This is a genomic window from Methylocaldum sp. GT1BB, assembly GCF_051027545.1.
In the GTDB taxonomy this organism is placed as follows: Bacteria; Pseudomonadota; Gammaproteobacteria; order Methylococcales; family Methylococcaceae; genus Methylocaldum.
In genome coordinates, this window is the sequence record NZ_CP194902.1 from 4,791,144 (window position 1) to 4,807,910 (window position 16,767).

Here is a 16,767-nt window from a genome sequence, read left to right on the forward strand (position 1 = left end):
GTACTTAGAGCATTTTCCGATTCGGTGTAAGGGATCCCGATATGTAGGTCAGCAATCCTATGCCGACATACCGGCTCGGCAAAGGGCTTTGTCGGCAAGGGATTGCCGACCTACGTTCTTCCTTCCCGACGCGAATCCATACGCCGACATGAAAAACACTCTATACGCCCGCCCAGCTTCGCTCGAGAAGCCAGAACGCGGCGAGGGAACCGATGGCGTAGGCGGGCATCAGCCGCGCAAACGAGTACCGGGCGAGCGGCATTTTCCGCAAGAACCTCCACATGAAGAGCACAAGAACGACGAATGCGATCTGACCGAGTTCGATCCCCACGTTGAAGGCGAATAAGGCCAAGGGAATTTCACCTTCGGGCAGGCCGGCTTCCGACAGCGCCCCGGCGAACCCGAGCCCGTGGAGGAGTCCGAACAGTCCGGCCATGGGCCAGGGATAGGCTCGCAGCAGGCTTTTTTCTCCGGGCCTTGCCAGTTCCACGGCGAGCACGTAGATGCTGAGGGCGATCCCCGCTTCTATCGGCGCGGGCGGAAGCTTGACGAAGCCCAGAACGGCGAGCCCGAGGGTGACGCTGTGTCCCAGCGTAAACGCCGTGATGGTCCAAAGCAGCTTTCTGCCGCCGCCGACCAATAGCGTCAGGCCCAGCACGAAGAGCAAATGGTCGAAACCCGTGAGAATATGCTCGACACCCAGCCTGGCATACGAACCCAACACCGACAGCCTGCTTTCGCGGGCGGGAATCGTAAAACCGGGTTCGTCTCCGGTCAGCACATGGCGCATGGAGCGGCCATCGGCGAGCCGTATCCGGAGGAGAACGTCCGCCCTGCTCGACGGAATGCCCTCGACCTCCACGGATTTGCCCACCAGCCCCTCTGGGCATTGAATCTCCCAGGTCGCTTCGATGCCCGTTCCCGCCTGCTTCACCGCCGGTCTTCCGATACCGTTGCACTCACCGGGGAGCACGGGACGGAGTTCGCTGCCCATGACCCGCATGATGGGCTGTTTCCAGCGTATCTCCACGTGATCCCCGGATGTCTCCTGGAGTTCGAGCAAAGCGGGGGCGAACAAATGCGCCTCGGCCGGGACCGAAAACAGGATCGCCGTCGGCAACAGAAGCCTGGGCCAAAACATGTCGCGCCTTCCCATCATGACTGTCGACCGGGCACGACGATGTCGAACTCGGCCCGAAGCTGCTGCAAACGAAAAGCCAGCCATTCGTCGGCAAGCTTTTCCACAAGACGCCGTCGCACCTGCGTTTTGACTTCCGCCAGAGGGGGTAGATACGGTTGAGTCCGCTCGTGCACGTAAACGAGATGAAAGCCGTAGCGAGAGGGTATCGGACCGCTCCACGCGCCTTCGGGCGCCGTACTGAGAGCTTCCACGAAACGGTACCCGAAACGCCGCGCCAGATCCTTGTTAGTCAGCAAAGGCAGCGACGGCGGTCCGAAAGCCTTGTCGCCCAAGGCGGAAGCCGCTGCCGAAGGGTCGGCGCCCCGCTTCATTCTCTTGAGCAGCGCCCGAGCACGGGCTTCGGTGTCCGAACCGTGCGCCAGTCGGTTCACGGAAACCTGGGTGATGCGCGTCATCGCGGGAACCATGAAGGGTTCCGGATTTTTCTGCAAATACGCTTCCATCATCTCCTCGGTCGGCCGGCGCACCCGCACGGCGGCGCGGATCAGGCGCTTCGCCCCGTCGATCAGGATTCGCCGGACCACGGCGTCGCCGTGGTGGAGACCGAGCCCCTCGGCTTCCGCGGCCAACTCCGCCGGCGACTTGGCCTCCTCCGGGTTCTGCTCCACGAAAGTGGCGATTTGAGCCAGTCGCCGCTCCGCCACCGGCTGTTTGTCGAGCCCCAAACGCAGGGCATATTGGTAAAGCACCTCCTCGTCCACGAGCGTTTCGAGGAGATGCTTGTCCTCTTCCGGCGTCGGCGTTCGCCGGTACGCCTCCGCGAACTCGCGGCGCGCGAGATCCACGCGATACGAGGGAATCACCAGCCGAGCCCGGTCGGGCGGGTCCATTCTTCCTTGCGGTGCGAACGCCGCGAACAGTACCGCTCCGATGATCAGAAAATGCAGTGCCGGCGAGCGAAGAGCTCTGTGACCTAGGGTGTGTACCAGATGGGTGAACTCCATGCCCGCTCCTGTATGGCCGGTTGCACGATGGGGGCCGTCGTCTGGTTGCTGCAACACGACGCTGCGTATTGAGCCTTGAGCTGATCGATTTCGTTGCCCTGTTGCAGCTTTTGGAGATCATCCCTGCACTGTTGCGGGCGCAGCGGATTCAGACCGAAAGCGTTCTGACACCAGAGCGTGCTGTAGCGGCACACGGGTTTTTCGATAACACGGGCGTAGTAAAACGCACGCTCGTCGGGCTTGAACTGTTTGTCTTCCCACACCGCGCACAGCGACTCGGCTCCTCCTCCCCTAAGACTGCAATCGGGGGTGACGCCGGCCTGAGGGAGGTTGGGACGCCCTCTTTCGCCGGCTACCGTGACGACCGACTCGTGCAGCTCGCCTGCCGCGTCATACCACCCCTTGATGATCTGGATCTGCTCCAGCGGCGTCCGGATGAAATCGTCCCACCAAGCCGCCACGATGAACCGCGGGGCTTTGGCACGGGAGGGTCTCGGCGGGAGGTCGCCGCCCATGGGGACTCCGTCGGCATAGCCGGTCGGCACGAAATCCTTGCCGCACATGGATTTGTCGAAGTTCCAGCCTCCGAAGAAGCGCAGGACGATCCGCGTTCCGCTGGTCCCGTAAGTCTCCTTGCGCTTCAGCGCCTCGAAAATGGAGTCGCGCGAATTCTCCTCCGCCCACGCCACGGAGTGGCCGCCCGAACTGTTTTGGATGGTGGAGGGACGCTGCACGGGGACCGCATCGTCGATGCCGAGGTGCCCCGGAAACCTTTCGTTCTCGGGATGCCAGCCCATGGTGCCGTTATGCGAATCCGAGGACGCCACCACGCCCATCTTGAAGGGATTGACCCCCTCGAATTGCTCCTCCGCCAGCTTCAGTCCGTCCTTCCAGACATTGCGGACGAAGGCGCGCTCGTTGAAAGCCGACGGCGGCAATCCTCCCGCCGATCCGCCGCTGGTTCCGACGCCCGAAGCCGCGGATAGGGAGGTCGTGTCCAGCAGCTCGAAATTGCAGAATTCATCCGCCGTGTCGACACCTTCCTTGAAGCGGGGATCCCAACGGCATTCACTACTTCCCTTGTTCTGATAGATCTCCACGAGCGGCTCGAACTTGGCGCGTCGAATCGCATCCTCTTTATTGAACGGAGTGAAAAACATCGGAGGAACGAGCCCCATGCCTCCGCCGAGGTTGGAGTTGTGCGGAATGGTCAGAAACTCGCAGCGAGTCCCACGGCCGTCCGTAACGTTCTGCCCCAAGGTGCAGTCCCGCTCCAGGCCGTTCCAGAGCCGTTCCGGAAGCGGAAACGTGACGAATTGACCGGGCGGGACCGGGAACACCTCCGGATCGTCGGGAACGATGCTGCCCACGTAGCTGGGGGGTTCCCCGACACCGCCGGGGCCGCCGGAAGTCGGACTCTCGTTGGGCCTCACGGCCATGTCGATCGCGGTAATGGGCCGCCTGACCACCCTGTCGTTGCGGAAAAAGACGTTACGATGCCAGTTGGTTCCCAGCGGCGTGGAAGTCACCTCGTAGGCGTTGAACGTGGCGAACGAACACCGGCTGCTCCGGTCGTAGAACTCCTCCGCCGCCGCCTGGTGCTCCTGCCATACCGCGAGTTCCGCCGAATCGCATTCATCCGGGTTGTTCACGCAAAGCGGCATCCGCGTCATCTGGCTCACCGGACCGAGGTTCATCATGGTGAGCTGCGTGAACGCATTGGAGGCGAGTTCCCGCTGGAATTGATTGAACGGCGCGGTGGCCGGAGTCGAAACTTCTCCTCCGAGCGGCTGCCAATAGAATCCGTTGATCATCCGGCAATCCAGTGAGAAACGTCCCTCAGGGTCGGCGGGGTCGGGAGTTCCGAGAAGGTCCTTGCAGATGCCCATCTCGCCGAAGTGCTCCGAATGATCGGTAACGCCGCCCCAATCGATCGGCCGGTCTATGGTGGGCCTGCGCAGATCGTTCGGCAAACCCAGCTCGGGAATCTCGACACCCTGGATTCCGATGATGTTCGGGAGCGTTATCGGGCTTTCGCCCCTGGCGAACGCATAGGCTCCGCGCGGATTGTTGCCGGCCTGTTCGTCGACGAAACGGATGCTCGCGTCGAAAGAGAGGCCGGTATGCAGATGGGTCACGCCGAAAAAGGGTTGGCGCATCGGATCATAGTTGTCGCAACGGGGGCGATAGGCTTCCGGTTCCGTGACCTCGAACGCTTCCCCGACCGTCGGCCAGGCCAAGAGCACCGCGTTCAAGGAAATGGCGAGTGTGACGCGCTTCGACAGAGAGCAGGTTTGCATGTGAAGCTCCTCCATGTATCCGCCGGGTATCCGGCGTTTCCTAGCCGGGTGCAATGGCACCGGATCATCCATGATCGGCTTCCGGAAAAACTCTTCAATCGTGCCGGCGACATTGACACAGAGCGGCAGATCCACCGCGGCAAAGACGTAGGAAGCTTGGCTTGCCTTTTGGTTACTTCGTCCGGCAACGTGAATAGTTAGCCTGTCACGTCGCAAGGGCGCGCGGCTTGCTACGCGAACTGAAAGGAAAAACCCGCCGAATATTCGGCAGTGCCTGTCTAGCCCATTAAAAAAGAAGAATTCGCCCGGGGTCGTGGGCATTATGGGTTGACAATATTTTGCTAGAACATCCGTACATTTGCTGACTCGACCGTGAGGCATTCGGCGCCGGTTGGTTTACAGGAAAAAATGTTCCTCGCATTCACGTCTAGGACGCCATTTTCAAATCACGCTGCCCCCGAGTGCCGGGAAGACTTTGCCGACCTTGTTGAGCAGGTAGTCGCCGTAGGTGCCGGTAAAGGCGTGGACGCTCGATCGGTCCCACCGGGACTCTTGATCGTCCATGACGGGCTCCAAGTCGGGACTCTCGATCCGTTTTACTTCCGCATCGAAATTCGGATCGAAAAAGAAGGGAAAGGACAGCCGGGAGCGACCGGCGGTATTACGGACCCGGTGAGGCGTGGAGCGGTAGCGACCGCCGGTCATTCGATCGAGCATGTCGCCGATGTTGCACACGAAGGTTCCGGGAACAGGCGGGGCCGCGATCCAGCCCGACTTCGACTTCACTTCCAAGCCGCCGGCGTCATCCTGTTTGAGAATGGTCAGCAGACCATAGTCGGTGTGTTCACCCACGCCCCAGCTGGGCGGAGTACCCACGTTCGCCGGCCCTGGCGGATAGTTGAAGATGCGGAACAGGATCAGAGGATCGGCGGTGTAGCGGTCGGCGAAGTAGGACGCTTCCAGCCCCAAGCTGAGCGCAATGCCCTCCATCAAGGTTTGCCCGAGTTGCGTCATCGCCGCCGTATACGCGAGCACCGTTTCACGAAATCGCGGGATGTTGGCGGGGAAGAGGTTGGCGCCATGCAGAGGAACGCCGGCCTGGACTCTCGGATCGTCCGCCCTGAGCTCGGCACCGAAATAGAGACCTTCCTTGAGGTCGGGCCGTCCGGAGGTGAGCTCGCCTCCGACCGGAAAATAGCCGCGCCAGGCTCGGCCGGCCCGTTCCATGAGAAGCTCCTGCTTCGTTTCGAGATCCTGTGCAAAAAATTGCCGGCTGAGCTGCTCCAGTCGATCCTGGAGCGCCTCGTCGACGCCGTGGCCCTTGATGTAGAAAAAGCCCATGTCGAGGCAGGCATGTCTGATCTGCTCCGCCACCGTCTCTTTATCGCCGGTGCCCGCTACCAGGGCGTGAACGTCGATGATAGGAAGATTGGAAACCGATTCGGATCCAGCTTCGGTATGAGTCATGGAAACCTCCCGAGGCGGCTGCCGCAGTTTTTCCGAACACGCGGGTATGCCTCTAATTCTCAAATCGCTTTCAATCCGGAATTCATTTTCGTAGGGTGGGTTAGGCGCACATCAGCACTGACCGATGGCCGATCACCGCGCCTCGCATGCGTCGTAACCCACCGAGCGACCTTCAATCGATGGGTTACGCAGAGCCTGTCCCGAGCGGAGACTAGGGGCTAACCCGCCATCGATGGGTTTCGCTTCGCTCTACCCATCCTACGATGAATATTATCTCGAATGCCGAATGGAATTACGTCGGGAAGGGATTTCCGACCTACTTGAGACACCGTTGTAGGTCGTCAATCCTTTGCCGACGGACACTGCACCCACGACGCGCTACACCAAACCGGAGAATGCTTTAGTTCCCGCTGGCCTTGGTCGGCGCCTTGGCCGAGAAGAACTGCCGAATCCCGTAAAAGATCGCGCGGCAAATCTTCGTCTGATGGGCGGCGTCTGCGAGCTTGCTCTCGCCTTCCGGGTTGGTGATGAATCCGGTCTCGACCAGAATCGACGGGATATCCGGCGATTTCAGCACGACGAATCCCGCCCGCTGGACTTCCGGATGGTGCATGGGGAAGCTCTTCTTCAGTTCCCACAGCACGGCGGATGCGGCTCGCGCGCTCGCCTCGGCGGTGGCGGACTGGGACAGGTCGAGCAGCACTTTCGCCAAGGTGCCGTTCTTGTCCCTCAAGCTCACGCCGCCTATCAAGTCGGCCGCATTTTCCCGTTCCGCCAGCCAGCGCGCGGCCTCGCTGCTGGCCCCGCGCTGGGACAGCGTGAACACCGACATGCCCCGAGCCAGGCCATGCACGTAGGCATCGGCATGCAAGGATATGAACAGGTCGGCCTGCGCCTCGCGGGCTTTCACCAGACGTTCGCGCAGACTGAGAAAACGGTCGTCCTTCCGGATCATCACCGGCTTCATGCCAGGTTCGGCGTAAATCATGTCTTTCAGCTTGCGGGCCATGGACAGCACCACGTCCTTTTCCCGACGGCCGCCCGGACCGACGGCGCCGGTGTCCTTGCCGCCATGACCCGCATCAATCGCGATCACGCGGATCTTGGGCTTCCTGGAACTTCGGCGGACCGGCGCATGTGCTGTCTTCTTCGCGGTTTTGGTCGCGGCACCGGCTTTGGGGGGCTCGGATTCGATCAGTTCGACGATCAGCCGGACTCCCTTTCCGGCGGGGCTGATAAACGCCCTGTGCAAAACCGGGCGCTTCAGGTCGACCGACAATCGAAGCCTTTCCTTGTGAGATGTCGTGCGGATCTTTCCCAAAAAAGGATGCGACGCTGGCGGCTGCTTTACGCTGACTCCGAGCTTGGCATCGGTAATATCCACCAGCAGCCGCCTCGGTTCGGCCCAGCGGATCACCCGGTATTCGGGTTTACCGGTGAATTCAAAAACCAAACGCGCCCGATCCGCCTTATCCGCAGCTCGCAATGCCGTGAGCCGGACCGGTTCGGCCGATACCGACGCTGCGAGGACCATCAGCAAGACGAAACAGCCCGCTCTATCCACAAATCGCGGCATGATTCCGGGAATAGATTTTTTACTAACTCGGCGGGTAGCAGAGATTGTTCTTCGTAACGATTCGAAACGCTCAGGCGTCGGCCGTATCCACAATCAGCCGTGGAGCGCTTCCCGCAGCGGGAGACGTGCAACATACCCGCCCTATTTTTTGATTTCAAAATGTTTGCACGAACCTGTCAACCCGATTTATCGTACTCCCATAGGTAAAACTACTGATTAGCGCGCCTTGCCCGGTAGCCTAGACGGCCGGAACAGGGCGTTCAGCTTTATTTTATTTTGACATCAAAGTAGACATGACCGAATTCACTGTATCACTGAGACCGGTCCTCTTCGGCGAACTGCTGCTCGATCATTTTCCCGATGGCTCGGTTGTGCTGGGGGGGGCTCCGCTGAATGTAGCCTGCCACCTCCGGGGACTGGGCATACAACCCTTGCTGATAAGCCGTATCGGCGAGGACGAGGGTGGAAAACTTGTTCGCGAGGCGCTTCACGACTGGGATCTGGACGAACGGGGCGTGCAAATCGACCCCGAGCGCATGACGGGAGCCGTGCGGGTGCACATCGAGAAGGGGGAACCCGTGTTCCGCATTCAACCCGAGCGGGCCTACGACTTCATCGAAGCGCACGACGTCCCTCAATTTCCGACGGGAGGCGCCATCCTGTACCATGGCACCCTCGCCGTGAGAAATCAGGTCTCGCGCCAGGCGCTCGATTATCTCATCAAACGCCATCGTCCCCCGATATTCCTCGACGTCAATCTCCGTTCGCCCTGGTGGAGCGTCGAGCATTTGTGGACCCTGCTGGAACGGGCGAACTGGATTAAATTGAACGCGCAGGAATTGGACACCGTAACCGATATTTACGGCTTGTCCGGCAAGCTTCCCGAAGAGCGCGCCGAAGCCTTGCGAGCCCTCTGCGACGCGGAATACGTGGCGGTGACCCTGGGCGAATCGGGAGCATTCGCCGTCTGCGCCAACGGAAATACGGCTCGGGTGCGTCCCGACGCGTCGATAAAGGTCGTGGACACCGTCGGCGCGGGAGACGCGTTCAGCGCCGCGCTGCTGGTCGGCTTGATGTGGCGTTGGCCCTTGCAGGACGCGCTGGAACGGGCCCAGGAATTGGCCGGATTCATTTGCGGCGTCAGGGGCGCGGTCAAACGCGATCTGAGCTTTTATCGAAGGCTGCGCGAATCATGGAAGATATAATCCCGAAACGGTAGCCGGACGCGCCCGGCTTCAAAACTATCGTCGACGGCTTCGGACGGCATGTCATCCGCCTGAAGCTAGCCCGCACATTTACCGACTCGCAGGAACAGTGGCGTGAAACAGGCTCAACCGCTCACCGGCGCTCCCATGGAAATTCACGAGCAGGTCCTGGTGGAACTCCGGCGCATCGTACAGGCGCTCGATTTGCAATCCAAGCAGTTGCAGAAAGCTGGGCTGACCGGCTCGCAGCTGCTGGTGCTGCGTGCCCTGGAAAAGCGCGGAGCGCTGACGGCCCACCAGCTCAGCCGGGCCGTCAGCCTCAGCCAGGGAACCATCACGTCTATCCTGGACCGCCTGGAACTGAAGGGCCAAATCCGGCGCGAGCGCAGCGCGGAAGACAAGCGGCGCCTGACCATCACCCTCACCGACGCCGGCCGGGAGGCACTCCGGCATGCGCCCTCGCTGCTGCACGTCAACTTCGTGGCCGCCTTCCGGCAATTGAACGACTGGGAGCAAACCCTCATTCTCTCCAGCCTGCAACGGGTCGCCGGCATGATGGACGTATCGGCGACCAAGGCGAAGCCGTCGGCCGATTCGGAGATCGGCGAAGAAGAACGTGCATTGCTTGCCGAAAACAGCAACGAGATCGGATGCTGAACCGAAACATTTTCCGGACAGCGCACGATCGATCCGCGGCTAGCCTCATTCGGATCTGTTCCCCACATGCGTGGGAATGGCCCCTGCGACAGAAATCACAATCGAACCACCCAGCCGCCTTTAGGGCATCTCGACGGATTCTCCCAATACGTCCCTCATATACAGCATCTGCACCAGCACCATAATGACCACCACCAGCGGCGGCGCGAGCAGAAGTCCTAGGATGCCGAAGCTTGCGCCCATGATGAGTTGGGCGGTCAGCAGCAGAGCCGGCGGCAGGGAAACAATCTTCTGTTGGATGAAGGGCGTGATCAGATACCCTTCCAATGCCTGGACCACGAAATAGAGGATGGCTACATAGAGTACCGTCGGGCCGCCCTGGGTGAGACCGACCATCATCGCCGGCACGGCCGCAATCAGCGGCCCGATATTGGGCACGAAATCCAGGGCGGCGGCGACAAGACCCAAAATAAACGCGAACGGCACTCCCAGCGCCATCAGCCCGACGCCGATCAACACCCCCACGGCGAGCATGGCTGCGATTCGCCCGATCAGCCACCAGCGGAGTGCATTCCCCATCCGGTTGAATGCCTCCCAAACCTGTCCTCGGCGCCCCTTGGGAAACAGATGAACCGTGCCGTCGATGTAGGTCTTGGGATCAGCGGCGAAATAAAGCCCCAGCACGATCACGATGAAGAGGCTGCCCAAGGCGCCGAATGCGGTCGAAAAAATCCCGGCGATTTTCGATAGCTGCTCGGGATCTGTGAGGGTACTACCCGCCCTGGATAGCCTATCGATCACCGCGGTTCCCCACGGATATTGCTCGAGCGTGTTCCGTAGCCGGTCCAGCGCCGCCGGCAACTGCTGGAACAACTGGTAAAAACCGTCGGCGATGGCGGGTCCGTACAGCGCCAGGATCAGCACGAGCAAGCCCAGCAGTATCAAGACCACCACCGTCAGCGACCAGTTCATGGACAAAGGCGTATGCCGGGTGATGAACTCGGCAAGCGTGCGGAGGAACAGGGCCAGGAGGAGACTCGCGAAAACCAGCAAAAGAATCTGCGACACCTGCCAAACCGCCAGAAGCAGCGCAATGACGGCCGTACCCGCGACTGCGACGATGAGCGTCCGCTTGGTCAGCAGTCCGCTGGGAGTCCGTGTCTCGCTGGTCTCATGATCCATTATTACGCCCCTTGCCGGCATTCCGGCCTTGCCGTAGAACTCGATCGAGCTGCCGACAGCATATTGCGAGCTCCCCGCCGGTTCGGTCGAATGAAAGGCGCTTTTACGGGGACTTACTAATAAGGACCAAGCGGAAAGTGGAATTATCCCCGCCCCGCCGTGCCGGAGAGTCCATGGAATTGTCCAAATCATGATCATCAATCGAGATACAAGCGTTCGCCATGTCCATGTCTCAACGATTCATCGTCGCGCTCAGGCCGCTGCTCGGCGCCGCGGGATCCGCCGTTGCTCGCGAGTTTCGAACCCTTGTGCTGATTCTCTTAACCGGGGCGGGAATCTGGGGGTTCATCGAACTCGCCGACGAGGTCGCCGAAGGTCAGACGCGCGCCGTCGACACCGCCATCCTGCTGGCCTTGCGGAATCCCGCCGACCCGGCCGACCCGATCGGCCCGCGATGGGTCGAGGAAATGTTCCGGGATTTCACCGCCTTGGGCGGCGTTAGCGTGATCCTATTCATCACGCTGGGCGCGGCGGGCTATCTCGCCCTGTTGCGAAAACACCGGACCGTGCTCCTCTTGGCTATCGCCGTCGGCGGCGGCCTGCTTATCAACACCTTGCTCAAGCTCGGCTTCGACCGCCCCCGCCCCGATCTCGTACCCCATGGCGCATACGTCTACACCGCAAGCTTTCCCAGCGGCCATGCGATGCTGGCTACCGCCACTTATCTGACTCTGGGCGCCCTGCTCGCCCGAGTGCTGCCCGATCGGCGCACCAAGTTTTTCGTGCTGACGATGGCCGTCGTGCTCTGCTTGCTGGTCGGCTTCAGCCGGGTGTACTTGGGCGTCCACTGGCCGTCCGACGTCGCCGCCGGCTGGATGATCGGAGCCGCCTGGGCATTGATCTGGTGGCTGGTGGCCCGCTGGCTGCAAAGAGAACGGATCGTCGAGGAAGCGGAGAACGGGAGCTAAATGCTCGTGCCGAAACTTTCCGCCGTGTTTCGTTACCTAAGAGGCAGCTTCAAATAGTGCGCCGATCCGGCATGTCGGATACCTCGAGTTTGGAGGATTTATGTTGAGAAGCGTCAAGGAAATTGTGGGATATGTACTGGGGGCGAAAGACGGCGACATCGGCCGCTGCGACGATTTTCTGTTCGACGATCGCGATTGGGTGGTTCGCTTCATGGTGGCCAAGACCGCCAAATGGCTGCCCGGACGCAAGGTGGTCGTTTCGCCCGCGTTTCTCGACCAACCGGATTGGACCCACAGGCGTTTGCCCGTGCGTTTGACCAAACAGCAAATCGAAAACTCTCCGCCGCTGGACGAGCACGCCCCGGTATCCCGAGCGTACGAGGCCGAGTACTGGCGACACTACTCGCAGCCCCCTTACACCGGCATCTTGTCGCCCTATGGCTTGGGTCCCGGCGGCTTCGGCGCTTACCCCTGGCCCGGCGGAGTCGTCAACCCGACACCGGCATCTGTGCCCGGGACCGAGATCCGGGAACCGAAAGAAGAGCATTTGCGTTCGGTAGAGGAAGTGACCGGCTACGACATCGCCGCCACCGACCGGGACATCGGCCAAGTGGACGATTTCATCGTGGACGACCAGGCTTGGGCGCTGCGCTATCTGGTGGTCGACACGGGCCATTGGCTGCCGGGACGCAAGGTTCTGGTGGCGACGCCTTGGCTCGGTTCAGTCGATTGGACCGCACAGCGCCTGCATGTCGAACTCGATGCCGAAAGCATCCGCAACGGGCCCGAGTTCGATCCGACAAAACCGGTCAACCGCCGCTACGAGATCGAGATCCACGACTATTATGGTCGTCCGTATTATTGGTGATAGAGCGATCGATGCGGTTCGAAGAGCTCACCGCGTCCTACGATTAAGCGACAACAGGTTTCAGGTCTCCTCACCTTGTTCACCCTTTTCCGATCCGGCCCGCTCGCTGGCGATAACGGTATAAAAGGCCGGCACCACGAATAGCGTGAACAGCGTGCCTATGGCCATGCCGGCGCCCAGCACGAAGCCGATGGCGAAGCGGCTTTCGGCGCCGGGTCCGGACGCGAACCAGAGCGGAATCATGCCGACCAGGGTCGCGATCGTGGTCATCAGGATCGGGCGGAGCCGGATCGCCGCCGCGGTCTCCATCGCCCGGCGGCGGTCCAGCCCCTCGCGCCGCTGGACCTCGTTGGCGAATTCCACCAGGAGAATCCCGTGGCGGATGATGGAGCCGATCAGCGTCAACAGGCCCACCTGGGTGTAGATATTGACGGTGACCACCCCGAGCGCCATAAACAGCAGCGCCCCGGCCAGCGACATGGGCACGCTCACCAGCATGATGGCGGGATCGCGGAAGCTTTCGAACTGCGCGCCAAGGACCAGATAGATCAGGATCACCGACAGGAAAAACGCGGTGACCAGTTCCGCGCCCTCCTGGACGTACTGCCGCGACTGCCCCTTCCAGTCGGTGACATATCCGCCGCCGGGCAAGATTTCGGCCACGGTCGTCCTCAGGAACTCCACCGCTTCGCCGAGCGTCACTCCCGGCGCCGGGACTCCGGACAAGGTGGCCGCGTTGAGCTGGTTGAACCGGGCCAGTTCCCTCGGCTGGATCGTTTGGGTGAGGTGGACAATGGTCGAGGCGGGAATCAGGCTGCCGTTCCGGGCGCGGAGATAATAATTCTCGAGCTGTTCGGGGCGAAGCCGATAGACGCGTTCCACCTGGGGAATGACCCGATAGCTACGGTCACGGACGCTGAAATAATTGACATAGCCGGCGCTCAGCAGCGTGGAAAGATCGCCGCCCAATTGCTGCATGTCGATGCCGAGATCGGCCGCCTTGGCACGGTCGATCTCCACCCGCACCTGGAGCCGGTCGTAATGCAGATCGGTTTCGATGAAGTCGAATTTGCCGCTTTGCCGCGCCCGCTCCAGCACCCGCTGCACCGCATCGTAGAGCGCCTCGGTTTCCTCGGTGGTACCGATGACCCACTGTACCGGGGTTCCGCCGCCGGCGCCCGGCAGCGCGGGCGGCGGAAACACCGCGCTCTGGAGGCCGGCGACGCCGTTCACCCGATCCTGCAATTCGGGCATGATGTCGAATTGGCTCTGCGCCCGCTCCTCCCAGTCCTTCATCGACATGCCGGCGAAAGCCTGATAGGCGCTGCCCACGCCGCCTCCGCCCGGCGCCACGCCGTTGATGACGAACGAATGATCGGTGGCGTCGAAATCCTGAATGATCTCGCCGACCCGGCCGGTCCAGCGTTCCAGGTAGTCGATGGAGACGTTGGGATCGGCGGTGGCCTGCACGATGAGAAAGCCTTGGTCCTCGGTCGGCGCCAGTTCGTCCTCGGCGGCGGTATAGAGAAAAAAGCAGGCGACCAGTACGACGCCTCCGAACAGCAGCACCAACCAGCGCTGCTCCAAAGTGTAATGGAGGAGGCGGCCGTAACGCTCGGCCACCCATCCGAAGCCTGCGTCCACCCGGCGGCTGAGCCCGCGTTTCCCGGTTTCCCGCCTGAGCAGCTTGGAGCACAGCATGAACGACAGGGTCAGGCCGACGACGCCCGAGATCAGCGTCGCCCCGACCACCGTGAAGGCGAACTCGGTGAAGAGATTTCCGGTGAGCCCGGTCATGAAGCCTATGGGCGCATACACCGCCACCACCACGATGTTCATGGCGACGATGGGCGCCGCTAGTTCGCGCCCGCTTTCGAGGGCGGCCTCGAACCTGCTCTTGCCCTCCTCCATGTGGCGGTGGACGTTCTCCACGATGACGATGCCGTCGTCCACCACCATGCCGATGGCAAGGATCAGCGCCAAGAGGGTCAGGAGATTGATGGTGAACCCCATGACCAGGATCAGGAACAGCGAGCCCACCAGCGACAGCGGCATGGCCACGGCGGGCACCAGCGCAGCGCGGGCCGATCCCAGGAACAGGTAGATGACCCCGGTCACGATGCTCAGCGCCTCGGCCAGCGAAACCAGCACCTCGCGCATCGAGTCGCGGATGAAGTCGGTGCTGTCGTAGACGATGACGCCGCGGATGCCCGCGGGCAATTGCCGCTGGATATCGGGAAAGACTTCGCGCACGCGCGCCGCCGTGTCCAGGGTATTGGCCGTGGGCGCCGCTTCCACGGCGATGAACACCCCCGGAACCCCGTCGAAATACACCGAGGTTTCGTACGATTCGGCACCCAGGGACACCTCCGCCACGTCCCGCAACCGGATCAGCGCGCCGTTGTCCTCCCGCACCACCAGCCGCTCGAACTCCTCCACCGAATGCAGGTTGGTCGCGGCATCCAGCGAGATCGAGAGGGTCGCTCCCTTGGTCGCGCCCACCGCCGCGATGAAGTTGTTGGCCTCGAGCGCCGCGCGGACGTCTGTCGGCGTGACCCGGAATGCCGCCATGCGCTTCGGGTCCAGCCAGATGCGCATGGCCACCGTCTGCCCGCCCAGGACCGGCGCCTCCTGAACGCCGACCAGGGTCTCCAGGCGCGGCCGAACGGCGCGGTTGAGATAATCGGTCACCTGGTTGCGTTCCAGCACCTCGCTGTAAAAGGCGATGTACATGGCGGCGGTCGGCTCGCCCGGAGTAACGGTGACGATGGGGTCCTCGCTGCCGGGCGGCAACTGGTTCCGCACTTGGTTGATCTTGGTGATGATCTGGGCCACCGCGGCGTTGGGATCGTAATTGAGCAAAAGCCTCGCCCGGATGGTGCTGGTACCCTGGACGCTGGTGGATTCGAGATAGTCGATGCCCTCGGCGGTGGCGATGGCCTGTTCCAGGGGCGTGGTGATGAATCCTCTGACCAGTTCCGCGTCGGCGCCGAAATAAGGGGTCGAAATGGTGATGACCGAGGAGTAGGTCTCGGGATACTCGCGGACATTGAGGGTTAGAATCGACCGCAATCCCAGCATCAGAATCACCAGGCTGACCACCGAGGCCAGCACCGGCCGCTTGATGAAGAGATCGGTAAAGCCGCCCATCACGGTCCCTTCGGTATGGGGTCGACTTCCGGCAGCACGTCCCGGTCCGAGATGAGCACCCGCGCCCCGTCGCTGAGCTTGAGCTGACCCGATGTGACCACCCGGTCGCCGGGCGCGACGCCCTTCAGGATTTCGACGCGCAAACCCCGGCGCTCGCCGGTGGTGACAAAAACCCGTTGGACCCGATGGATACGCTGGTCCGGAGCCCGAGCGGAAGAAACCGCCGAATCGTCCGGATTTCCGCTATCGTCGGCACCGCCGGCCGGCAGTGCCGGAGCCGCCCCGCCCCCTTCCCGTATCACGAACACGACGTCGCCGTACGGGCTGTAGCTGATCGCCGTGTTGGGAACTGCCAGCACCCGGCGCTCATCGGGAAGCGTCACGACCACGTCGGTGAACATGCCCGGCCGGAGCAGGCGTTCGCGGTTGGGGAGCGTAGCGCGCACGCTGAAATTATGGGTTTCCCGGTCGATCTGCGGGCTGACCGCGCTGATTTCGCCTTCGAAAACCTGATCGGGGTAGGCGTCGACCCGCACCCGGACGGGCAGTCCCGGTCCGATAACGCCGTAATGACGTCCGGGTAAGGTGAAATCCGTGTAGATGGGGGCGATCGACTGCAAATCGACCACGGCCTGTCCGGGTTCAAGATATTGTCCCAGATTGACGTAACGGAGTCCGAGAACCCCGCTGAACGGTGCCTCGATCCGCTTTTTGCCGATCAGGACCCGCTGTTCCCTAACCTGGGCTTCAAAGGTTTCCACCCGGGTCGCCGCCTGCTCCCGTTCGGATTGAGATACGAAGCGCCGCTGCGCCAGTTCGCGGAACCTAGCCAGATCGCGGCGCGCCTGTTCGGCCTCGGCCTCGAGGCGCTCCAGCCGCGCCAGGTCCACATCGGTCTTGAATTGCACCAGGGTCGCGCCCTGCTCCACTTCGGCGCCCGATTCGAACCCGATGGTTTCCACCATGCCCGCCACCTCGGTGGTCACTTGCACCCCGTGCACGGCGACGAGGTTGCCGATGGCGTCCAACTCGGTCCGCCAGATCTCCGGCTCGGCACGGGCTGCCGTCACGGTGACGGGAGGGATCTCGAACGGTTCAGCCGGTCCGCGTTTACCGACAATCTGCGACCAGAGCCAATAAGCGACCAACGCCAAGACAGCCAGAACGGCGAGTCCTACCAAGATCCGCCATCGCCCCCCCCTGCCGAACGCGCTCTCCGTTTCATGCGCCGAATGCCGTGCCATTCGCC

Annotated in this window: 12 protein-coding genes; 4 read left to right on the plus strand and 8 right to left on the minus strand. The window is 61.9% G+C overall.

The genetic code is table 11. The features are described from left to right. Window positions 1-160: 160 nt before the first annotated feature. From ACR2TX_RS22565 to ACR2TX_RS22585, 5 genes are all read right to left on the minus strand, one after another. Window positions 161-1,141 carry a HupE/UreJ family protein gene (locus ACR2TX_RS22565; RefSeq protein WP_434113451.1) on the minus strand — a complete coding sequence of 327 codons (981 nt, stop codon included), beginning with the start codon at window positions 1,139-1,141 and terminating at the stop codon, window positions 161-163. 14 nt (window positions 1,142-1,155) lie between these two features. Further along, window positions 1,156-2,145: a peptidylprolyl isomerase gene (locus ACR2TX_RS22570; RefSeq protein ID WP_434113453.1), complete on the minus strand. Its 990-nt coding sequence runs from the start codon at window positions 2,143-2,145 to the stop codon at window positions 1,156-1,158. Continuing rightward, complete coding sequence (locus ACR2TX_RS22575) at window positions 2,115-4,445, minus strand: DUF3604 domain-containing protein (RefSeq protein ID WP_434113455.1); 2,331 nt, start codon at window positions 4,443-4,445, stop codon at window positions 2,115-2,117. The genes ACR2TX_RS22570 and ACR2TX_RS22575 overlap by 31 nt, the downstream gene beginning before the upstream one ends. Before the next feature lie 441 nt (window positions 4,446-4,886). Then, window positions 4,887-5,912, minus strand: a complete 1,026-nt coding sequence (locus ACR2TX_RS22580) for an isopenicillin N synthase family dioxygenase (protein WP_434113457.1) — start codon at window positions 5,910-5,912, stop codon at window positions 4,887-4,889. A 400-nt stretch (window positions 5,913-6,312) separates the two neighbouring features. Next, window positions 6,313-7,488 carry an N-acetylmuramoyl-L-alanine amidase gene (locus ACR2TX_RS22585; RefSeq protein ID WP_077730601.1) on the minus strand — a complete coding sequence of 392 codons (1,176 nt, stop codon included), beginning with the start codon at window positions 7,486-7,488 and terminating at the stop codon, window positions 6,313-6,315. Window positions 7,489-7,781: 293 nt separating this feature from the next. Between ACR2TX_RS22585 and ACR2TX_RS22590 the strand changes: the two genes are divergently transcribed. Both ACR2TX_RS22590 and ACR2TX_RS22595 read left to right on the plus strand, forming a co-directional pair. Then, window positions 7,782-8,693, plus strand: a complete 912-nt coding sequence (locus tag ACR2TX_RS22590) for a carbohydrate kinase family protein (protein ID WP_077730600.1) — start codon at window positions 7,782-7,784, stop codon at window positions 8,691-8,693. A 114-nt stretch (window positions 8,694-8,807) separates the two neighbouring features. Beyond that, window positions 8,808-9,350: a MarR family winged helix-turn-helix transcriptional regulator gene (locus tag ACR2TX_RS22595; RefSeq protein WP_434130751.1), complete on the plus strand. Its 543-nt coding sequence runs from the start codon at window positions 8,808-8,810 to the stop codon at window positions 9,348-9,350. A gap of 120 nt (window positions 9,351-9,470) precedes the next feature. Here the strand turns inward: ACR2TX_RS22595 and ACR2TX_RS22600 are convergent, their stop codons facing one another. Then, window positions 9,471-10,532 carry an AI-2E family transporter gene (locus ACR2TX_RS22600; RefSeq protein ID WP_434113461.1) on the minus strand — a complete coding sequence of 354 codons (1,062 nt, stop codon included), beginning with the start codon at window positions 10,530-10,532 and terminating at the stop codon, window positions 9,471-9,473. A 221-nt stretch (window positions 10,533-10,753) separates the two neighbouring features. On the opposite strand from ACR2TX_RS22600, the gene ACR2TX_RS22605 reads away from it, so the two are divergent. Both ACR2TX_RS22605 and ACR2TX_RS22610 read left to right on the plus strand, forming a co-directional pair. After that, window positions 10,754-11,500 (plus strand): phosphatase PAP2 family protein, encoded by a 747-nt coding sequence (locus tag ACR2TX_RS22605; protein ID WP_434113463.1) that lies wholly within the window; start codon window positions 10,754-10,756, stop codon window positions 11,498-11,500. A gap of 100 nt (window positions 11,501-11,600) precedes the next feature. Further along, window positions 11,601-12,368, plus strand: coding sequence for a PRC-barrel domain-containing protein (locus tag ACR2TX_RS22610; RefSeq protein ID WP_434113465.1), 768 nt, complete (start codon window positions 11,601-11,603; stop codon window positions 12,366-12,368). Window positions 12,369-12,428: 60 nt separating this feature from the next. Here the strand turns inward: ACR2TX_RS22610 and ACR2TX_RS22615 are convergent, their stop codons facing one another. Together ACR2TX_RS22615 and ACR2TX_RS22620 are read right to left on the minus strand one after the other, a co-directional pair. Continuing rightward, the gene (locus ACR2TX_RS22615) at window positions 12,429-15,518 is read right to left on the minus strand and encodes an efflux RND transporter permease subunit (RefSeq protein WP_434114216.1); all 3,090 of its coding nucleotides are present in this window, start codon (window positions 15,516-15,518) and stop codon (window positions 12,429-12,431) included. Beyond that, the gene (locus ACR2TX_RS22620) at window positions 15,518-16,762 is read right to left on the minus strand and encodes an efflux RND transporter periplasmic adaptor subunit (RefSeq protein WP_434130752.1); all 1,245 of its coding nucleotides are present in this window, start codon (window positions 16,760-16,762) and stop codon (window positions 15,518-15,520) included. Before ACR2TX_RS22620 ends, ACR2TX_RS22615 begins: the two co-directional genes overlap by 1 nt. Between the last annotated feature and the right edge of the window lie 5 nt (window positions 16,763-16,767).

Excerpts from the sequence above, each read along its gene's own strand:
- ACR2TX_RS22565 (WP_434113451.1), bottom strand. The coding sequence starts at position 1,141 with ATGTTTTGGCCCAGGCTTCTGTTGCCGACGGCGATCCTGTTTTCGGTC.
- ACR2TX_RS22570 (WP_434113453.1), bottom strand. The coding sequence starts at position 2,145 with ATGGAGTTCACCCATCTGGTACACACCCTAGGTCACAGAGCTCTTCGC.
- ACR2TX_RS22575 (WP_434113455.1), bottom strand. The coding sequence starts at position 4,445 with ATGCAAACCTGCTCTCTGTCGAAGCGCGTCACACTCGCCATTTCCTTG.
- ACR2TX_RS22580 (WP_434113457.1), bottom strand. The coding sequence starts at position 5,912 with ATGACTCATACCGAAGCTGGATCCGAATCGGTTTCCAATCTTCCTATC.
- ACR2TX_RS22585 (WP_077730601.1), bottom strand. The coding sequence starts at position 7,488 with ATGCCGCGATTTGTGGATAGAGCGGGCTGTTTCGTCTTGCTGATGGTC.
- ACR2TX_RS22590 (WP_077730600.1), top strand. The coding sequence starts at position 7,782 with ATGACCGAATTCACTGTATCACTGAGACCGGTCCTCTTCGGCGAACTG.
- ACR2TX_RS22600 (WP_434113461.1), bottom strand. The coding sequence starts at position 10,532 with ATGGATCATGAGACCAGCGAGACACGGACTCCCAGCGGACTGCTGACC.
- ACR2TX_RS22605 (WP_434113463.1), top strand. The coding sequence starts at position 10,754 with ATGTCCATGTCTCAACGATTCATCGTCGCGCTCAGGCCGCTGCTCGGC.
- ACR2TX_RS22610 (WP_434113465.1), top strand. The coding sequence starts at position 11,601 with ATGTTGAGAAGCGTCAAGGAAATTGTGGGATATGTACTGGGGGCGAAA.
- ACR2TX_RS22615 (WP_434114216.1), bottom strand. The coding sequence starts at position 15,518 with ATGGGCGGCTTTACCGATCTCTTCATCAAGCGGCCGGTGCTGGCCTCG.
- ACR2TX_RS22620 (WP_434130752.1), bottom strand. The coding sequence starts at position 16,762 with ATGGCACGGCATTCGGCGCATGAAACGGAGAGCGCGTTCGGCAGGGGG.